The organism is Aromatoleum sp. (genome assembly GCF_036675785.1).
In the GTDB taxonomy this organism is placed as follows: domain Bacteria; phylum Pseudomonadota; class Gammaproteobacteria; order Burkholderiales; family Rhodocyclaceae; genus Aromatoleum.
The window spans coordinates 95027-112584 of record NZ_JAKFEF010000074.1 but is presented as its reverse complement, the minus strand read 5'-3'; the positions used below and the strand labels follow the sequence as shown (position 1 = coordinate 112584).

At 66.8% G+C, this 17558-nt stretch carries 12 protein-coding genes; 5 read left to right on the top strand and 7 right to left on the bottom strand.

Annotation, left to right across the window (positions count from 1 at the left end):
• Positions 1-704: 704 nt before the first annotated feature.
• The 4 genes from V6M37_RS16120 to V6M37_RS16105 form a co-directional block, all read right to left on the bottom strand.
• Positions 705-1967: a hypothetical protein gene (locus tag V6M37_RS16120; RefSeq protein ID WP_332675011.1), complete on the bottom strand. Its 1263-nt coding sequence runs from the start codon at positions 1965-1967 to the stop codon at positions 705-707.
• Positions 1964-2179 carry a DUF2249 domain-containing protein gene (locus V6M37_RS16115; protein WP_332675010.1) on the bottom strand — a complete coding sequence of 72 codons (216 nt, stop codon included), beginning with the start codon at positions 2177-2179 and terminating at the stop codon, positions 1964-1966. Before V6M37_RS16115 ends, V6M37_RS16120 begins: the two co-directional genes overlap by 4 nt.
• Positions 2176-2625 carry a hemerythrin domain-containing protein gene (locus V6M37_RS16110; protein WP_332675009.1) on the bottom strand — a complete coding sequence of 150 codons (450 nt, stop codon included), beginning with the start codon at positions 2623-2625 and terminating at the stop codon, positions 2176-2178. Before V6M37_RS16110 ends, V6M37_RS16115 begins: the two co-directional genes overlap by 4 nt.
• Positions 2626-2764: 139 nt before the next feature.
• A complete protein-coding gene (locus V6M37_RS16105) occupies positions 2765-3973 on the bottom strand; it encodes an NAD(P)/FAD-dependent oxidoreductase (protein WP_332675007.1) in 1209 nt (402 codons plus the stop codon).
• Positions 3974-4153: 180 nt separating this feature from the next.
• On the opposite strand from V6M37_RS16105, the gene V6M37_RS16100 reads away from it, so the two are divergent.
• The gene (locus V6M37_RS16100) at positions 4154-7858 is read left to right on the top strand and encodes a DUF748 domain-containing protein (protein ID WP_332675019.1); all 3705 of its coding nucleotides are present in this window, start codon (positions 4154-4156) and stop codon (positions 7856-7858) included.
• A 40-nt stretch (positions 7859-7898) separates the two neighbouring features.
• Entirely contained in the window at positions 7899-8198 is a 300-nt protein-coding gene (locus V6M37_RS16095) for a 4a-hydroxytetrahydrobiopterin dehydratase (RefSeq protein ID WP_332675017.1), read from the top strand.
• Between the two features lie 44 nt (positions 8199-8242).
• Here V6M37_RS16095 and V6M37_RS16090 read toward each other — a convergent pair whose 3' ends face one another.
• Positions 8243-9514, bottom strand: coding sequence for an O-acetylhomoserine aminocarboxypropyltransferase/cysteine synthase family protein (locus V6M37_RS16090; RefSeq protein ID WP_332675006.1), 1272 nt, complete (start codon positions 9512-9514; stop codon positions 8243-8245).
• 296 nt (positions 9515-9810) lie between these two features.
• On the opposite strand from V6M37_RS16090, the gene V6M37_RS16085 reads away from it, so the two are divergent.
• Entirely contained in the window at positions 9811-10164 is a 354-nt protein-coding gene (locus tag V6M37_RS16085; RefSeq protein ID WP_332675004.1) for a hypothetical protein, read from the top strand.
• Here the strand turns inward: V6M37_RS16085 and pabB are convergent.
• Positions 10152-11945 carry an aminodeoxychorismate synthase component I gene (gene pabB, locus V6M37_RS16080; RefSeq protein WP_332675002.1) on the bottom strand — a complete coding sequence of 598 codons (1794 nt, stop codon included), beginning with the start codon at positions 11943-11945 and terminating at the stop codon, positions 10152-10154. The genes V6M37_RS16085 and pabB overlap by 13 nt on opposite strands.
• A gap of 188 nt (positions 11946-12133) precedes the next feature.
• Here pabB and V6M37_RS16075 point away from each other — a divergent pair, with 188 nt between their 5' ends.
• Entirely contained in the window at positions 12134-13468 is a 1335-nt protein-coding gene (locus V6M37_RS16075) for a GGDEF domain-containing protein (protein ID WP_332675000.1), read from the top strand.
• A 25-nt stretch (positions 13469-13493) separates the two neighbouring features.
• Here the strand turns inward: V6M37_RS16075 and V6M37_RS16070 are convergent, their stop codons facing one another.
• Positions 13494-16790 (bottom strand): error-prone DNA polymerase, encoded by a 3297-nt coding sequence (locus V6M37_RS16070; RefSeq protein ID WP_332674998.1) that lies wholly within the window; start codon positions 16788-16790, stop codon positions 13494-13496.
• A gap of 195 nt (positions 16791-16985) precedes the next feature.
• Here V6M37_RS16070 and V6M37_RS16065 point away from each other — a divergent pair, with 195 nt between their 5' ends.
• Entirely contained in the window at positions 16986-17438 is a 453-nt protein-coding gene (locus tag V6M37_RS16065; RefSeq protein ID WP_332674997.1) for a YaiI/YqxD family protein, read from the top strand.
• The last annotated feature ends 120 nt before the right edge of the window (positions 17439-17558 follow it).

The following is a 17558-nucleotide window of genomic DNA, read 5'->3' as shown; positions in this document are numbered from 1 at the left end:
GCCGAGCTGGGCCTTGATCGGAATGCCGATCACCGCGAACAGCATCCACGCGGCGAAACACATCGTGAATGCCGTCGTGCTCATGACGAGCACCGAAAACTGTTTCTGACGCGACGAGGCCATCTTTCTTCCCCTCCCGAGTGGAGCACGGATGGCTCCAGGACGAGGTGAAGCGTATGCCTTGCAGATCGCGGCGAACATTCGCCGAAAGCAGGGGTAGGGGGTAACGCGTAGTCCGAACGACTAGTCACTTGGAACTAGTCATTCGGGCTCTGGTGGGTCGATGGATGACAGGCTCGATTCCGGGGAGAGGGGGAGACGGGGACCTCGCGCATGGCGGGAGTCGCAGGTCGGCGAGCCGCAGGCGAAGGCCTACGCGGGGCTTCGGGAAGCTGCAGATGTCGGACATCGCTCCGCTAAGTCCGACCTACGGGTCCAAGTCCGGGGTTGTCTCGGCGGGCGGATTCGGCGCAGGTGGAAGTGAGCCTCGGGCGTAGGCCGACGCGCGGCTTCGGGAAGCCGCGGATGTCGGACATCGCTCCGCTCAGTCCGACTTACGATACTTCCACCTGCGGTGACCACGGAGAAATCGCGGCGAGAATTCCGGGATCGACGGGCCGGCCGTCGGCGGGGGCGCGTGCGCGTCCGGCGCTCGAACGCCGCGACGCAAACGGCGCCCGCCGGGGCTTCGGGATCGGGCGGCGTTACGCCGCGCGCGCGTTCCGGTACGCGGCGAGCACCTTGACCATGTTCGCGAGCAGCAGCGCGAACTCGACGACCACGGTAACGCCGGCGAGCCTGCCGAGGAGGTCGCTGCCGCTGACCGCGGCGATCAGCAGCGCGACGAGCGCGATCGCGTGGGCGGCAAGGTGCCGGCGCACCGGGGCGTCCGGTTGGAGCTTCTTCATGTTCGGCGCCTTCAGCCCTTCCTGCGAGAGGTGGAGCCACGCGAGGAACGGGACAATCTTGTACAGCATGCCGGTGATTGCGCTGACGAAGCCGCCGTGCAGGATCAGGACGCCGGCGAGGATCGGCAACAGCTCGTGGTCGAAACGGTGCGCCAGAATCACGCACGCGAGTCCGGCGATCAGGCTGACCATCGAGAGCTGGAAGGCGCGCGTCGTGTTGTCGGGCACCGACCGGCGGGACTGCGTCTGCAGGCGGACCGTCGTGATCGCATAGGTCGCCGACAGTACGGCGAGAGCCGCGGCGAGCAGCAGTTCGACGAGCGCGAGCTCCATCAGCACCGCGACGCTCCACAGCGCGAGCGCCGCGCAGGTCGCGACGGCCCAGTAACGCGTCAGCTTCGCCGGATAGTTCGGCGTGATCTGAAACATCGGCACGACGACCCAGCTCGCCGCGGCGAGCAATACGCCCGACGCGCCGAGCCATGCCCAGCCGACGTGCAGTTTCACGAGCATCGGCAACGGCAGCGCAAGGCCGCGTGCGAGGGTCGTCGCGAGGAGCATTCCCAGCGTGCCGGCGATGGCGAAGCCCACCAGTGCGAGGCGCAGGTCGCGCGGGGTCGCCTGCGCGACCGGGGTCCGCAGCAGGCCGTACGCCGCGGCGGCGAGAAAGATCGCGAACGTCGCGCCGAGCACGACGACCGCGGTGACGAGGAATGGCGGCGAGCCGGTGCCGAGTCCCCACGCGAGGCTCGCCGTGCCGGTCGCGAGGCCGAGATGCACGAGGCCCGAAATGGTGGGCGTGTTCGGCATCACGGCGCCGGCAACGACCGGAAGGATCTGGAACAGCGCGCCGAACATCACGTTCAGCATGAAGCCGACGGCGATGAGGTGCGTAGCCGCGAGCGCGCCGGCAGTCCAGCGCGATTCGAGCAGCTCGGGCGCGCCGATCAGGACCAGACCGGCGACGAGCCCGAACAGCGGCGCGGTAATGAAAAACCTGAGCGGCGCGGAAAAGGCAGGCGCCGCTTCGTAGCTGAGGCTCAGGTCTGCAGTCGTCATGGGGCGGCGATCTCGATTTCGACAACGCCGTCGTCCCGTATCCTGCTGCTGTGACGGTAGCCGTCACGGTCGAGGATGCGGAACAACGGATGGGGCATTCGGTCGAGCAGCACGGTGATGCTTCCGCCTGCCGGAAGATCGGCGAGCGCCTCCATCACCAGCTCGAAAGGCTGGGGCGGCTCGAGGCCGCGCCCGTCGACAATCTGCGTCATGCAGCCTGCCGGTTGCCGAGCTTTTCGGCGAGCACCGGGGGAAGGTTTTCGCCGGCGAGCTGCGCGTCGCACATCGGGTAAAGGATGTTCTCTTCCTTCATGTTGTGCTGCTGCATCAGGATCAACAGGGTTTCGGCTTCGCCCGCGTAATCGTCGGCGTCCTGCCGGTCGAGCGCATCCTTCATCCGCTCGAGCGCGCTGCGCATCTCGGTGTGCTCGCCGCGCATCACCTGCGTCGGGCCACCCGTCATGCCGGTGACCGCTTCGAAGCGCGGGAAGAGGATCTTCTCCTCGGCGTCGAGATGCGTTTCGAGCGCCGCGATGAAGGTTGCGAGTTCGTTCCCCGCTTCCTGCCACTTCTTTCGCGAGGCGGCCGTCTCGGCGCGCGCGAAGGATTCGTCGCAGGTGCGGTGGTCGTGAGTCATCAGCGTGGCGATTCCAGTCATTGTCCGGCCCTCCTTTAAGGTGGCTTCATTCTCCGAATTCCCGCACTCGCGGCCTTGATTCGCATCAAACGATCCGAGGTGCCAACATTTGCTTGCGCCTGCGGCCACGGCGTTCGTGGAATTGCCGTCCAGCGCCGGTTCAGACGAATTGCCCGGCGGCATGGCCTGACGACCACGCCCACTGGAAATTGAAGCCGCCGAGATGCCCGGTGACATCCATCACTTCACCGACGAAATGGAGCCCGCGGCAGCGTGTCGCCTCCATCGTCTTCGACGACAGGGCGCGCGTATCGATCCCTCCAAGCGTGACTTCCGCCTTCGCATAGCCCTGGGTGCCCGAAGGCACGATCTGCCAGTCGGAAAGGGTCGCGGCGACAGCCTTCAGTTCGGCGGCGCGGAACTGGTTCAACGGCCGTTCCCAGCGGTGCAGCGCGCACCACGCGTGCGCGAAGCGGCGCGGCAGGCGCTCGGCGAGCAGGTTCGCGAGCAGGATCTTGTCGCCGGCGTGTTCTTCGAGCCACGCGAGTGCGTCGATGCCGGGCAGCAGGTCGAAACTCACGGCTTCCCACTCCTCGTCGCGATACGCCTGCGCCTGCCAGTAGCTCGACACTTGCAGGACGACCGGGCCGGACAGGCCGCGATGCGTGATCAGCGCCGCTTCGCGGAAGCGGCCGCCATTGCAGCGCGCCACGACGTCGAGCGAGGAACCGGCGAGCGGCGCGAACTTCTGCAGCGTCTCGGGCGGCAACGTCAGCGGCACGAGCGCCGGCCGTGGCGCCACGACCGCAAGGCCGAACTGCTCGGCGATGCGGTAGCCGAGCGGCGTCGCGCCGATCTTCGGAATCGACAGGCCGCCGGAGGCGATCACGAGGCTCTGGCAGCGCAACGCCCGGCCCCCGGCGCGCACCTCGAACCGGTCGCCGTCGTCGCCGAGTCGCGCGACCGCTTCGACTGCGAGCGGCATCGCGAAGCTCACGCCGGCGTCCCGGCATTCGCCCTGCAGCAGGTCGATGATCTGTTGCGCCGAGTCGTCGCAGAAGAGTTGCCCGTGGTCGCGTTCGTGATAGCGGATGCGATGGCTTTCGACAAGCGCGACGAAGTCGGCCGGGCCGTAGCGGGCGAGCGCCGAGCGGGTGAAGTTCGGATTGAGGGTCAGGAAGTTCTCGGGCCCGACGCGCCGGTTCGTGAAGTTGCAGCGGCCGCCGCCCGAAATGCGGATCTTCTCCGCGAGCTTCGCGGCGTGGTCGATGATCAGCACCTTGCGCCCGCGCCGTCCGGCCTGCGCGGCGCACATCATTCCCGCGGCACCCGCGCCGATCACGATGACGTCGAAATTCTGGTCGGCCAAGGGGAAAGCCCCTCCGTGGAAAGCGGCGCAGGATACGCGCAGGGGGCGGGCGCGGCAATTCACAGATTGGCCTGCTAGATTGAGCGGGCAGTGGCATGATCGCCGCGGATGACATGGTGGAGAATGCATATGGCGGGGACGGGCGCACGGGCGTGGCGGAAGATCGGATCGCCACGCGTGATGCGGGCGGCAAAGTGGACGGCCGGAATCCTTGCCGCGATCGCGATCCTCGGTTTCCTGGTTCTGCCGCCCGCAGTGCGTCATTTCGGCGAACGGGCGCTCGCCGACGCGCTCGGCCGGCAAGTCACGATCGAGCGCGTGCGCATCAATCCTTTCGCGCTGTCGCTGACCGTGAGCAACGTCCGGGTCGCCGAAGCGGACGGGCAGGGCGACGCATTCTCGTTCGTGACCCTGTACGCCAACCTGCAGGCCGAGTCCCTGATCCGCGGCGGTCCAGTGCTGCGCGAACTGCGCGTTGAAGCGCCGCACGCGCGTTTCGCGAGGCTCGAGTCGGGACGCAACAACTGGTCGGACGTGATCGACCGTTTCGCGGCAAAGCCGCCTTCCGAGGACGACGACGAGGCGCGCTTCTCGGTGAACAACATCCGGATCATCGGTGGCGCTGTCGCCTTCGAGGATCGGATGGTCGGGTTGAAGCACGAGCTGTCCCAACTCGATATCGGTCTGCCGTTCCTGTCGAACCTGCCGGCGAAAGTCGACCTTTTCGTCGAACCGGTCGTGTCGGCGCTCGTCAACGGCCGCCCGCTGCGTCTGGACGGCAGGACGCGCCCGTTCAGCGAGGACCGCGAAACCGTGCTCGACGTCGTCCTCGACGGTTTCGATTTCACGCCGTATCTCGCTTACCTGCCGTTCGACGCCGCGTTCAAGGTCCCCGAAGGGCGGCTGACGACGCGGCTCGAAGTGGCGTTTTCGCAGCCCGTGGAGGTCGGAACGAAGCTCGCGGTGAAGGGCACGGTGGAACTCGCGGGGTTTCGGCTCGAGAACACCGCGGGCGAGGCGATGCTGAGCGTTCCGTCCCTCGTCCTGAATCTTGCTGACGTCCAGCCGCTCGGCGGGAAGTGGCACTTCGATCGGCTGGAGATTGCGCAGCCGGAAGTCGACGTCGTGCGGCTCGCGAATGGAAAGCTGAACTTCCAGGAGATCCTGCCGACCGCCATGACGCGCGCGGAGGCAAAGGACGGGGCGCAGGACGGAAAGAAGGCTGCGCCGGAGTCCGCGGCTGGAGGCGCGACTCGATCGGGCGGAGAGAAGGCAGCCGGAGAAAACGCCTCGACCGCGAACGGGGCCGCCGGCAACGCTGACGGCAAGGATGGACGGCAGGCACCGCCGGTCTTCGCGCTCGACCACGCGAGGATCGATCGCGCGCAGATCCGCTTCGAGGACCGCACGACCGTGACGCCGTTCCGCACCGAGTTGAGAAACGTGGTGATCGAGGCGAGAAACCTCGGCACCGCGCCCGATGCCGTCGCCGACGTCGCGGTCGACTTCACGACCGACGCCGACGAGAAGAGCAACCACCGCGGCCATCTGCGGCTCGTGCCGTTCGAACTCGACGGCCGCGTCGCCGCCGAAAACCTGCTCGCGAGCCGCTACGCGCCGTACTACGGCGCCGCATTGCCAGGAGGCGAGATCCGTAACGGACGCGTCGACGCGACCGTGAAATACACGGTCAAGACAGGTGAAGGCGAGCCGGCGATCGACGTGCTCGCGGAGGCGGTCGTGCTGCGCGACTTCGAGCTCGGGCTCAAAGGGCAGTCGCCCGCGTTCGCGAAGCTGTCGCGGCTCGCGATCGAGAACGTCGCGGTGGCACCGGCCGGACGCTCGATCACGGTCGGCCGCGTCGAATCGAAAGGCGCATCGTTCTCGCTCGTCCGCGGACGGGACGGCAGGCTCGATGCGCTGGGTTTGCTCGACGCACCGTCGGGTTCGAACCGAAGCGTGGAACCGGCAAGCGGCCAGAACAGCGAGGCGCAAGCCGGGAAACCTTGGTCGTTCGTCGTCGAAAAGCTCGCGCTAGACGATTGGGCGGTGCGCCTGGAAGATCGGACGCTGGCGAAGCCGATCGTGATGCAGGCGAACGCGATCAAGCTGACCGCGGACGGGCTGAGCAGCGCGAAAGGAGCGACGACGGAGCTCGATCTGGATGCGCAGGTCAATCGCCGCGGCCGCGCGACGATCAGCGGGACGCTCACGCCCTCGCCGCTGAAAGGCAGCTTCCGCATCGATCTGCGATCGGTGGGCCTGCTGCCGCTGCAGCCGTACCTCGTCAATGAGCTCAACATCGAAATTACGGGCGGCAACCTCACGAGCCGAGGCACGCTCGCCTTCGATATGGCGAGCGACGGCACCTTGAAGGGCAGCTTCAAGGGCAATCTCGGCGTCTCCGACTTTTCGTCGATCGACACGAACCACTCGACCGATTTCGTCCGATGGCAGGCGCTGAATATCGCTGACATCGATCTGCGCCTTTCCCCGTTCGCGCTGTCGATCGCCGAGATCGGGCTGACCGACTTCTACACGCGGCTGATCCTCGACGAGACCGGCCAACTCAATCTCCGCGAGATCCGTCCAACGCCGCAGCACACGGAAGCGGCCGAAGCGAACGAGGCGAAACCGGAGGCGGAAACCAAGGGCAGGACGACGACCGCCGAGGTCCCGCCGCCGCCCGAATCCCCTCCGCCGATCGCGGTCGGAAAGATCGTGGTCAAGCAGGGCAACATCGCGTTCCGGGACCGGTTCGTGCGCCCGAACTACGATGCGAACCTGACCGGCATGGAAGGCGAACTCGTCGGGCTGTCCTCGGACCCCGCGACCCTCGCGCGGCTCGATCTGCGGGGAAAGGTCGCCAAAACGGCGCCGGTCACCGTCGCCGGCGAGTTCAATCCGTTCCGACAGGATCGCTATCTCGACATCGCCGCGTCGGTGAAGGACTTCGAACTGACCGCGGTGTCGATGTATTCGAGCAAGTACGTCGGCTACGGCATCGAGAAGGGAAAGCTCTCGGCCGACCTGAACTACAAGATCGAGGACCGCAAGCTGAGCGCGACGAATCGCGTCTTCCTCGATCAGCTGACTTTCGGCGAGAAGGTCGACAGCCCCGACGCGCTCAACCTGCCGGTTCAGCTCGCGGTGTCGCTGCTTAAAAACCGCGAGGGCGAAATCGACCTCCGGCTGCCGATCAGCGGTTCGCTCGACGACCCGCAGTTCAGCATTGCCGGCCTCGTGTTCAAGGCGATCGTGAATCTCGTCGGCAAGGCGCTGACGGCACCGTTCGCGTTGCTCGGGTCGATGTTCGGCGGCGGCGAGGAGTTGTCCTATCTCGAATTCGCGCCCGGCCGAGCATCGTTCCCGCCCACCGCCGAGGAAAAGCTCGCGACGCTGGCGAAAGCGCTGACCGATCGGCCGGCGCTGCGGCTCGAAATCACCGGACAGGCGGACCCGGCGAGCGACACCGAAGGTCTGAAGAAGGTCAGGCTCGAGCGGGCGATAAAGGCGGCGAAGCTGAAGGCGTCAGGCGACGAAGGGGAAGGGCCGCCGCTCGACGAAGTCGTGATCGGCCCCGAGGAATACGCGAAGTGGCTCGAGCGCGTGTATCGGGATGCCGATTTCGAGCGGCCGCGCAACATGATCGGCTTGCTGAAGGACCTGCCGCCCGCGGAGATGGAAGCGCTGATCCTCGCGAACACCTTCGTCGACGACGAGGGGCTGCGGCGGCTCGCGCAGAGACGGGCGCAAGCGGCCAAGACCGCGCTGCTCGAAAAGGGGCAGATCCCCGCGGAACGGATTTTTCTGCTCGCGCCCAAAGTCGAAGCGGGCGAAGGAGAGGGCGGCGCGGGGCGGCGCGCCGTCTTCTCGCTCCGTTAGGGGGCCCGGGCGCTTCGGGCGATCGACGCAGACAGGAGGCATCATGACGAGCAGATTGACCGACGCCGAACGTGCGGGCGCGCTGTCAGGACTTCCGGACTGGAGACCGGTCGAGCAGCGGGACGCGATCAGCCGGAGCTTCCGGTTCGCGGACTTCAATGCGGCGTTCGGCTTCATGAGCCGCGTCGCGCTGATGGCCGAGAAGCTCAACCATCATCCAGAATGGTTCAACCTCTACAACCGCGTCGAGATCACGCTGTCGACCCACGACGCCGGGGGACTGACGTGGAAGGACATCGAGCTCGCGCGATTCATCGATCAAGCCGCAGTCGGAAGCTGACGCGGCGGGGGCGCGACCTCTTGCCCCCCCCCCGCGTTCACCGATCAAACGGCCGCGAGCGCCTGATCGAGGTCCGCGATCAGGTCGTCGACGTGCTCGATGCCGACGGACAGCCGGATCATGTCCTCCGATACGCCGGCTTTCAGCATCTCGTCCGGCCCGAGCTGGCGGTGGGTCGTCGAGGCCGGGTGGCAGGCGAGCGTCTTGCAGTCGCCGATATTCACGAGCCGGGTGACGAGCTTCAGCGCGTCCTGGAGGCGCCCGCCGGCGTCGCGCCCGCCCTGCACGCCGAAGTTGAGGATGCCGGACGCGCGCCCGCCCATGTAGCGCTGCACCAGCGCGTGGTCCTTGTGATCCTCGAGGCCGGCGTAGTTCACCCAGCTCACCTTCGGATGATTCTTCAGGAAGGTCGCGATCGCGACGCTGTTTTCGCAGATGCGGTCCATGCGCAGCGCGAGCGTCTCGATTCCCTGCAGGATCAGGAACGCGTTGAACGGCGAGATCGCGGCACCCATGTTGCGCAGCGGCACGACTCGCGCGCGGGCGATGTAGGCGGCGGGGCCGAGCGCTTCGGTGTAGACGACGCCGTGGTAGGAGACGTCCGGCTCGTTCAGCCGCCGGAACCGCGTCTTGTGTTCGGCCCACGGGAACCGGCCCGAGTCAACGATGATGCCGCCGATCGAATTGCCGTGTCCGCCGAGGTATTTCGTCAGCGCGTGCACGACGATGTCGGCACCGTACTCGAACGGCCGGCACAGATACGGGGACGGCACGGTGTTGTCGACAATCAACGGCACGCCGTTGCGGTGAGCAACTTCGGCGAGCTTTTCGAAATCGGTGATGTTGCCGAGCGGATTGCCGACCGATTCGCAGAACACCGCCTTCGTCCGCGAATCGATTAGGCGCTCGAACGCGTCCGGGTCGCGGTAATCGGCGAAGCGGACTTCGACACCGTATTGCGGCAGCGTGTGCGCGAAGAGGTTGTAGGTCCCGCCGTACAGCGTGCTGGACGTGACGATGTTGTCGCCGGCCTCGGCGATCGTCTGGATCGCCGCGGTGATCGCCGCCATGCCCGATGCCATCGCCAGCCCCGCGATGCCGCCTTCCATTGCCGCGACGCGCTTTTCGAGCACGTCCTGCGTCGGGTTCATGATGCGCGTGTAGATGTTGCCCTGCACCTTGAGGTCGAACAGGTCCGCGCCGTGCTGCGTGTCGTCGAACGCATAGGAAGTCGTCTGGTAAATCGGCACCGCGACCGCCTTGGTCGTCGGATCGGGGCTGTATCCGCCATGGACGGCGAGCGTTTCGAGCTTCATGCGATTCTTCCTCCGGTCGTTGAGCGGAAAAGTATAACCAGCGTGATTTGCGAAGCCGAACAGTTATTCCTGCGGCGGCGCCCCGAATTCGCGCAAGGCGTCTTGCACCGGAGGAGCACTCTCGGCAGCCGATCCATTTCATACGCAGTGGTTGTGCCCCCACAATGCAAACGAAATACAACCGAACGGAATATTTTCTTGAATCGCACCTTTGCTGTTCCATAATGTGGAAACTTCGCTGGGGAGGAGGTTCGACTCCCGGGTCAGGCAGCGTTCGGTCACGGAGGACGGGTGAAATGGAAGCTTCAGGGGGTATCGCGACGTGGCTCGAACTCGTCGTCGCGCCGGAATGGCGAAAGAATTCCTGCAAGATCCGCGTTCACGCGGTCGGAGGCCGGGACGGAAACTGCTTTGCAATTTCGATGGATCACCGCTGGCTGTGCGCGGCCGGTGGTGCGCTGACGGTCTTTTGCGGGCACGCGTCCGCGCTGCACTTCCTGAAACTGCTGCGCATCGACGACTTCGACTCCGGCGAGCCGCCGCAGAACGGCCTGCGCTGCGAAGGAAACCGTTGCTGCCTCTGCGCCGACGATGCGAAGGGGCTGACGCGCTGTCCCGTGAGTCGACTCGCCCACCGCTACCTGAGCTGATCGCGCCCCGCCAACTCGACGCGGACGAGACCGCGGAGCGCATTCGCGACGTGAATTGTGCGCGCGTCGAGCAGATCGCGAACCGTCAGCCGCCGCTCCCGCGCCCCTTCGGCCAGCAGCTTGCGCCGATAGACGCCGTCGAGCGCGCCGCTTGCGAGCGGCGGCGTCGACAGCCGCCCGTCGCCGAGGTCAAGGAACACGTTCGTGCGGGCACCTTCGACGAGTTCGCCCCGCTCGTTGAGGAATAGCGCATCGAAGTGCCCGGCGGCGGTCGCGCCCGCGAGCTCCCGGTCGTAGGCTTCGCGGAGCGTCGTCTTGTGGCGGCTGAGTGGATTCCGGCTCGAGACCCGGTGGAGCGAAACGATGACCGTCGGCACTTTCGCACCGACTCCCGCTTCGAGCGGCGCCTTCGTGATGTCCAGGCTCCCGGACGGCGCGAGCTGCGCGCGGACGCGATGAGGGCCGGTCAGCACCGCCGCTTCCGCGAGCAGTGCGGCGCGTAACGAACTCGAATCGAAGCGGAAGCCGAAATGTGCGGCGGACGCGGTCAGGCGCTCCAGATGGAGTTCGAGCAAGGAATAAGGCGCCGGATCCGCCGGCTCGCAGCGAAGCGTCTCGATCAGGTCGAACTCGGCGCCAAGCCCGGTGAGAAACTGCGCCTTCAGCACGCATTCGGCCCATTCCGCTGCCGGGTCCGAGTCGGCGACGATGCCGCTGCCGATGCCCATCGTGACTTTCCCGTCGGGCTCCGCGTCGAGCGTTCGGATCGGGACGCTGAGGCGGAAATCGCCCGCCGGCGAGATCCAGCCGAGCGCGCCGCAATAGAGGCCGCGCGGGTGCGGCTCCAGTTCGTGAATGATCTGCATCGCCCTGATTTTCGGCACGCCGGTAATCGAGCCGCAGGGAAAAAGCGCGCGAAACACGTTGTCGACATCCGCCGCCACCGGTTCGGCGACCACCGTCGAAGTCATCTGCCAGACGCTCGGATACGCTTCGATTTCGCACCGCCGCGTGACCCGGACGCCGCCGGGAGGCGCGAGGCGCCCGAGATCGTTGCGCAGCAGGTCCACGATCATGACGTTCTCGGCGCGGTTCTTGTCTGATGCGGCGAGCGTGTCGGCAGGCTCGCTGCGCGGAGCGGTGCCCTTCATCGGACGACACGTTAGGCTTTCACCGCTGCGCTCGACGAACAATTCCGGCGACCGCGACAGGATTGCGCCGCGGTCGTGGCGAATGAACGCGCCGTGGCGGACGGGCTGAGACGCGCGCAGCCGCCGGTAGAGCGCGAGCGGGTGGCCGTAGGTTTCACCGCGCAGCGCGAAAGTGTAATTCACCTGGTAACAATCGCCGGCTTCGATCAACTCGCGGATCCGCATGACCGACTCGCGGTAGTCCCGCTCCGCGAGATCGAGCGCGATGCCGGCAACGCCGGCCGACCGTTCATGCTCGGGGAGCTGCTCGACCACGCGGGCCAGCATGTCGGAAGTTTCGCCATTACTCAGGCGATCGGCGCGACGGAAAACCCAGGCTTCGAGCAAGGGAGCGCCGGCCGCGGGCAAGAGCGGCGACAGCCTCGGCTCGAGCGCGTACCCGAGTTCGTAGGATGCGGCAACGGCGCTCCACCGGCCGCGCTTCTGCGCCGCCGCGATTGCGCGGAAAGCCGCTGCGAGGTCGTCGGGTGCGCGGCAGACGATGTGCTCTTCGAGGTCCGTTAGCAGCAGGTCGCCGCAATTGTCGAGGTTGTCGTCGAAGAGAGCGAAGTGGGAGAGAGAGTCAAGCATCGCGGCGGTCGAATGGAGCCTTGGCCAAGGCGCACGAATGGTAGCCGATCCCGGACGGCAAATCGGGGGGGCGACATCGCCGAGCCTCCTGTCGTCGGGCAACTGAAAATACATATAGCATTAAAAAGCCAATACGCATATGCTTGCGGAGTTTTGCAAGATGCCTCCGACAGAGCGCTCGACGACCGATGAAGCCTTCCCGCCAGCCATTGCCGTTGTTCCTCCTATTGGCAGTTTCGTTCGCGATGTTCGCACTGGGTTTGGTCGACTCGCTCCTCGCGGGCGGAGGATTCGGAGCGGCCGGCGGTCCGGGAGGTGGAAGGCTGCTGATCTTCCTCGCGTCGTTGATGGGACTGCTGACGGCGGTAATCGTCTGGGCCGTCTGGCCCTTGCTGCGCGTCACGACCGCGCCGCCCGCCACGGTGACGGACGCGATATCGGAAAACGGGTCGGGCGATCGGGGAACGGTTACGGACGCGGCGATGCAGTGGCATCGGTATGGAGCAACTTCGTTTTCGGCGCAGCGAATCCCGCCCGAGCTCGCCGACGCCGGGCTGCCGACGCGGTCCTCGACCGGATTTGCACACTCCATTGCCGACTATCATCCCGTGGCGCAGGCGTACAAGGCCGCGCTCGATCAGGCGCCGGCTGCCGTTCTGATCACCGACCGCAGCGGGCGGATCGAATACGTCAACGATGCCTTTCTCGCGAATGTCGGGTACGAGCGCGTCGAGGTGATCGGGCGGACGCCTCGGCTTCTGGGAGCGGGTCGGGCCTGTGGCAAGGTTTTCCGCGATCTATGGCAAACGGTCGTCGCGGGAGGAGTGTGGCGCGGCGAAATCCTGGGCCGGCGCAGGAACGGAAGCGAGTGCTGGGAAAAGGTCGCTGTCTCACCGCTGCGCGATGGGTCACTGCGGATCTCGCGTTTCGTCGCGGTCTGCGAGGACGTGACCGAGCACAAGCGCAGGGAGGAAGGCCTGCATCAGCTCGCGCGGCTGGATCCGCTCACCGGAATCAGCAACCGGCGGCACCTGATGGAACGGGCCCGGCACGAATGGGTGCGCGCCGACCGCTTCGGCCTGCCGCTTGCGCTGATCATGCTCGACATCGATCATTTCAAGCGGGTGAATGACGAATACGGGCATGCGACCGGAGACAGGGCGATCTGCGCGGTGGCGACGATCTGCGAGGACTGCATGCGCGAGATCGATATCGTCGGGCGGTACGGCGGCGAGGAGTTCGTCATCGTTCTTCCCGGCACCGATCTCGACGGTGCGCGTAAATTGGGCCGACGGCTGCGAAAGCGCATTGCGGACACGGTTTTGCAGGACGAGACGGGGCGCCCGTTCAAGCTCACCGCGAGCCTCGGCATCGCCGAACTGGGCGCAGGCGTGACGCTCGACCGCCTGCTGGTTCTGGCGGACGCCGCGCTGTATCGCGCGAAAAGGGCGGGACGAAACAGGGTAGCTGCGGCGCCGGCGGCGGGAGCGCGTTCCACGCGGGCGTGCGCGGAACTGCTGTGAGCCTCGCCGGCTTCTTGCTCGGCGCCTACTGAAAATTCCGGCTCCGCGCATCGAGTGCGCCGAGCAGCGCGGAATGATCGACGACCCGGTTCGCCAGCAGATGCACGACCTTTCCCTGCCGGCTGATCTGCCCGAACACCCCCAACAGGCGGGCGCCGAGCACTTCCCGTCGCTGGCGCTCGATGAGTTCGGAGCGGACGATCACGTTCGCGAGGCCCGTTTCGTCCTCGACCGTCACGAACAGCGTGCCTTTGGCCGTGCCGGGCCGTTGCCGGCAGGTGACGATGCCGGCGACGCGCGCGAGTTGGCGGTCGGGGCACGCTGCGATTTCGGCCGCCGTCACAAAGCGCATCGCCGCCAGCCTCGCGCGCAGCAGCGCGAGCGGATGGCGTCCGAGCGTGAAACCGAGCTTGGCGTAGTCGGCGAGCAGTTCCTGCGCTTCCGAGGGCGCTTCCAGCTTCGCCTCGGTTTCGGCGATCGGCGCCTCCCGCAGCACACCTTGGGCCGGCTGTCCGCCTGCCGCCTGCCACAGCGCTTGGCGGCGATGCCCCGCGATGCGCTCAAGGGCGCCGGCATTCGCGAGCAGCTTCAGTTCGGCCGCGTCCAGACCGGCCCGCCTCGCGAGATCGTCGACGCTGATAAACGGTGTTTCGGTACGCGCCGCAACGATGCGCTCCGCGGCGTCGCGGTTGAAGCCCTTGACCATGCGCAGCCCCAGTCTCGCGATCGGATTCGGCGAGGCCGCATTCGCGCGCTTATCGCCGCCGCTAGAGGATGCGTCGCTGCGAATCATCGCGGACGGGGGAGGATTCGCGTCGGGCGACGCGTCCATCGCGCAGTCCGCTTCCAGCGTGCAGTCCCATTCGCTCGCCGTGACGTCCGCCGCGCGGACCGTGACCGCATGGCGTCGCGCATCCTGGATCAACTGCGACGGCGAGTAGAAGCCCATCGGCTGGCTGTTGAGCAGGCCGCACAGGAAGGCCCCCGGTTCGAAGCATTTCAGCCAGGCCGAGAAATACACGAGCAGCGCGAAGCTCGCGGCGTGGGATTCCGGAAAGCCGTAACTGCCGAAGCCTTCGATCTGGTTGCACAGTTGTTCGGCGAATTCGGCGCGATAACCGCGGGCGGTCATGCCCGTGAGCAACTGGGCGCGGTAACGCTCGAGTTCGCCGTGGCGCCGGAACGCGCCCATCGCCCGGCGCAACTGGTCGGCTTCGCCGGGGCTGAAGCCGGCGGCAACGACGGCGAGCTGCATGACCTGTTCCTGGAAGATCGGCACGCCGAGCGTGCGTTCGAGCACTTGGCGCACGCCTGTATCGGAGGCGTCGGACGCAGCAGCGGGATCGGCGCTGACTCCCCTAAGCTCGGGCTGCGGATACTCGATCTCCTGCTTGCGTTCGACGCGCGCGCGGGCTTCGAGGTAGGGATGGACCATCCCGCCCTGGATCGGACCGGGACGCACGATCGCGACCTGCACGACCAGATCGTAGAAACGGGTCGGCTTGAGGCGCGGCAGCATCGTCATCTGCGCGCGCGATTCGATCTGGAAGACGCCGACCGAATCGGCGTTCGACAGCATCTCGTAGACTCTGGCGTCCTCGCGCGGGATGTCGGCGAGGGTGAGGGCCTGACCGCGCCACGCGGAAACCAGCGCAAGGCTGCGGCGCAGCGCGGACAGCATGCCGAGCGCGAGCACGTCGATCTTCAGCAGGCCGAGCGTGTCGAGGTCGTCCTTGTCCCACTGGATCACGGTGCGCTCGGGCATCGCGGCGTTCTCGACCGGGACGAGCTCGTCGAGCCGGCCGCGGGCAATGACGAAACCGCCGACGTGCTGCGACAGGTGGCGCGGAAAGCCGACCAGCTCTTCGGTGAGCACGGCGAGCCGCTGCACCGTCGGACTGGCCGGATCGAGCCCCGCCTCGCGCAGGCGGTCGGGCAGGATATGGCGGCCGTCGAACCAGAAGTGGTCGCGGGTGAGTCGTTCGATCTGCCCGGGCGGAAAGCCGAGCGCGCGGCCGACATCGCGCAGCGCGCTGCGGGCGCGGTAGCGGATCACCGTCGCGGCGAGTGCCGCGCGTTCGCGCCCGTATTTTCGATACACGTACTGGATGACTTCTTCGCGCCGCTCGTGTTCGAAATCGACGTCGATGTCCGGCGGCTCGTTGCGCTCCTTCGAGATGAAGCGTTCGACGAGCATGATCCCGAGTTCGGGATCGACTTCGGTGATGCCGAGCGCCCAGCACACGATCGAATTCGCCGCCGAGCCGCGTCCCTGGCACAGGATGCCTTGGCTGCGGGCGAAGCGGACGATGTCGTGGACGGTCAGGAAATAGGCTTCGAAGCCGAGTTCAGCGATCAGCGCGAGTTCGTGTTCGATCTGCGTCCGGACCCGGGGCGTCGCAGGATCCCCATGCGGCTGCCGGTAACGCCAGCGCAGGCCGTCTTCGACCAGCCGGCGCAGCCAGCTCGCCGGGGTTTCTCCCTCCGGCACGAGTTCCACCGGATATTCGTAGCGCAATTCGTCGAGCCGGAAGCGGCATTGCGCCGCGATGGCGAGCGTCTCGGCGAGCAGCGCAGGCGGATAGCGCGCCGCGAGCACCTCTCGTGCGTGCAGGCAGCGTTCCGAATTAGGAGCGAGCGCGTGGCCCGCTTCGGCCACCGTCCGATGCAGCTGGGTGGCGGCGAGGACGTCGGCGAGCGGACGTCGTGCCGCGTCGTGCATCAGCGCGCCGGTCGCCGCCACCGGACGGAGTCCGGCTTCGACCGCGAGCGCCTGCAGCTGTGCGAGCCGCGCGGCATCGTTCGGACCGCAAGCGAGTTCCACCGCAAGCCACGCCCGCTCCGGGAAACGCTCGCCGAGCCAGCGTCCATCGGCCACCATCGCGGCAGCGTCGAGCGGACCGTCGTCGGGCGGCACCAGCAGCGCGAGGCAGCCCGGCACGCCGCCGTCGAGATCGGCCCGGGCCAGGCGGTACTGGCCTTTTTCGGCGGCGCGCCGACCGGTGCTGATGAGCCGCGCGAGGCGTCCGTAAGCGTTGCGATCGGTCGCCAGCAGCACCACGCGCGGCCCATCGGCCAGCCGGATCTCGCTGCCGACGATCAGTTTCAAAGGCAGCGAAAGCCGGCGGATTTCCTGGTGCGCGCGCACGACCCCCGCGAACGAACATTCGTCGGTGATCGCGATCGCGTCGTATCCCAATTCGACCGCCCGGATAACCAGTTCTTCCGGATGCGAAGCCCCGCGCTGGAAGCTGAAGTTGGTCAGGCAGTGGAGTTCGGCGTACGCGGGCGCGGAAGGGGGGTAACCGGTAAAACTGTACATATGAACAGTATAGCGGCTCGGGGGCCGAATGCAGTCCCGCCTGCGCGTTCGCCCGAGCGACGACGTGCGGCGGCGACGATTGCTTCTTTCTTGCCGCACAGGGACCTTCTTGCTATCTAGGGGATATCGCAATCGGCCGGCACGTCGCCTTCCCCGGGTGGACAACCCGCAAGAAATGTTACGGAGACTTGAACGATGCAGATCTGGGTCGACGCCGACGCCTGTCCGAAGGTGATCAAGGAGATCCTCTATCGCGCGGCCGAGCGGCTCGGCGTCATGCTGACGCTCGTCGCGAACCAGCCGCTGTTTCCGCCGCGCTCGCCGTGGATCAAGACGCTGCAGGTGCCGCCCGGATTCGACGTGGCGGATAACGAGATCGTCCGGCGCCTCGCCTCGGGCGACCTCGTCGTGACCGCCGACATCCCCCTCGCGGCCGAAGTGATCGGATGCGGCGCCCACGCGCTCAATCCGCGCGGCGAGTTCTACTCGACCGAGAACATCCGCGAGTTGCTGAACCTGCGCGACTTCAACGACACGTTGCGTGCGAGCGGCGTGCAGACGGGAGGCCCGGCGGCGCTGACCCACTCGGACCGGCAAGCCTTCGCCAACCGGCTGGACCGGTTTCTCGCCCGGCAGCGGGTGCGCTGACTCCGGCGCCGACAGCGCCGCTCGTGCGCCGAGGCACAGGCTCCGCCTTATCCCCACGCGCCGTGGGCAGGGCTGTGGACAACTTGTGGGGATGCGTCGCAGAGGCTTGAGCCGAAAGGA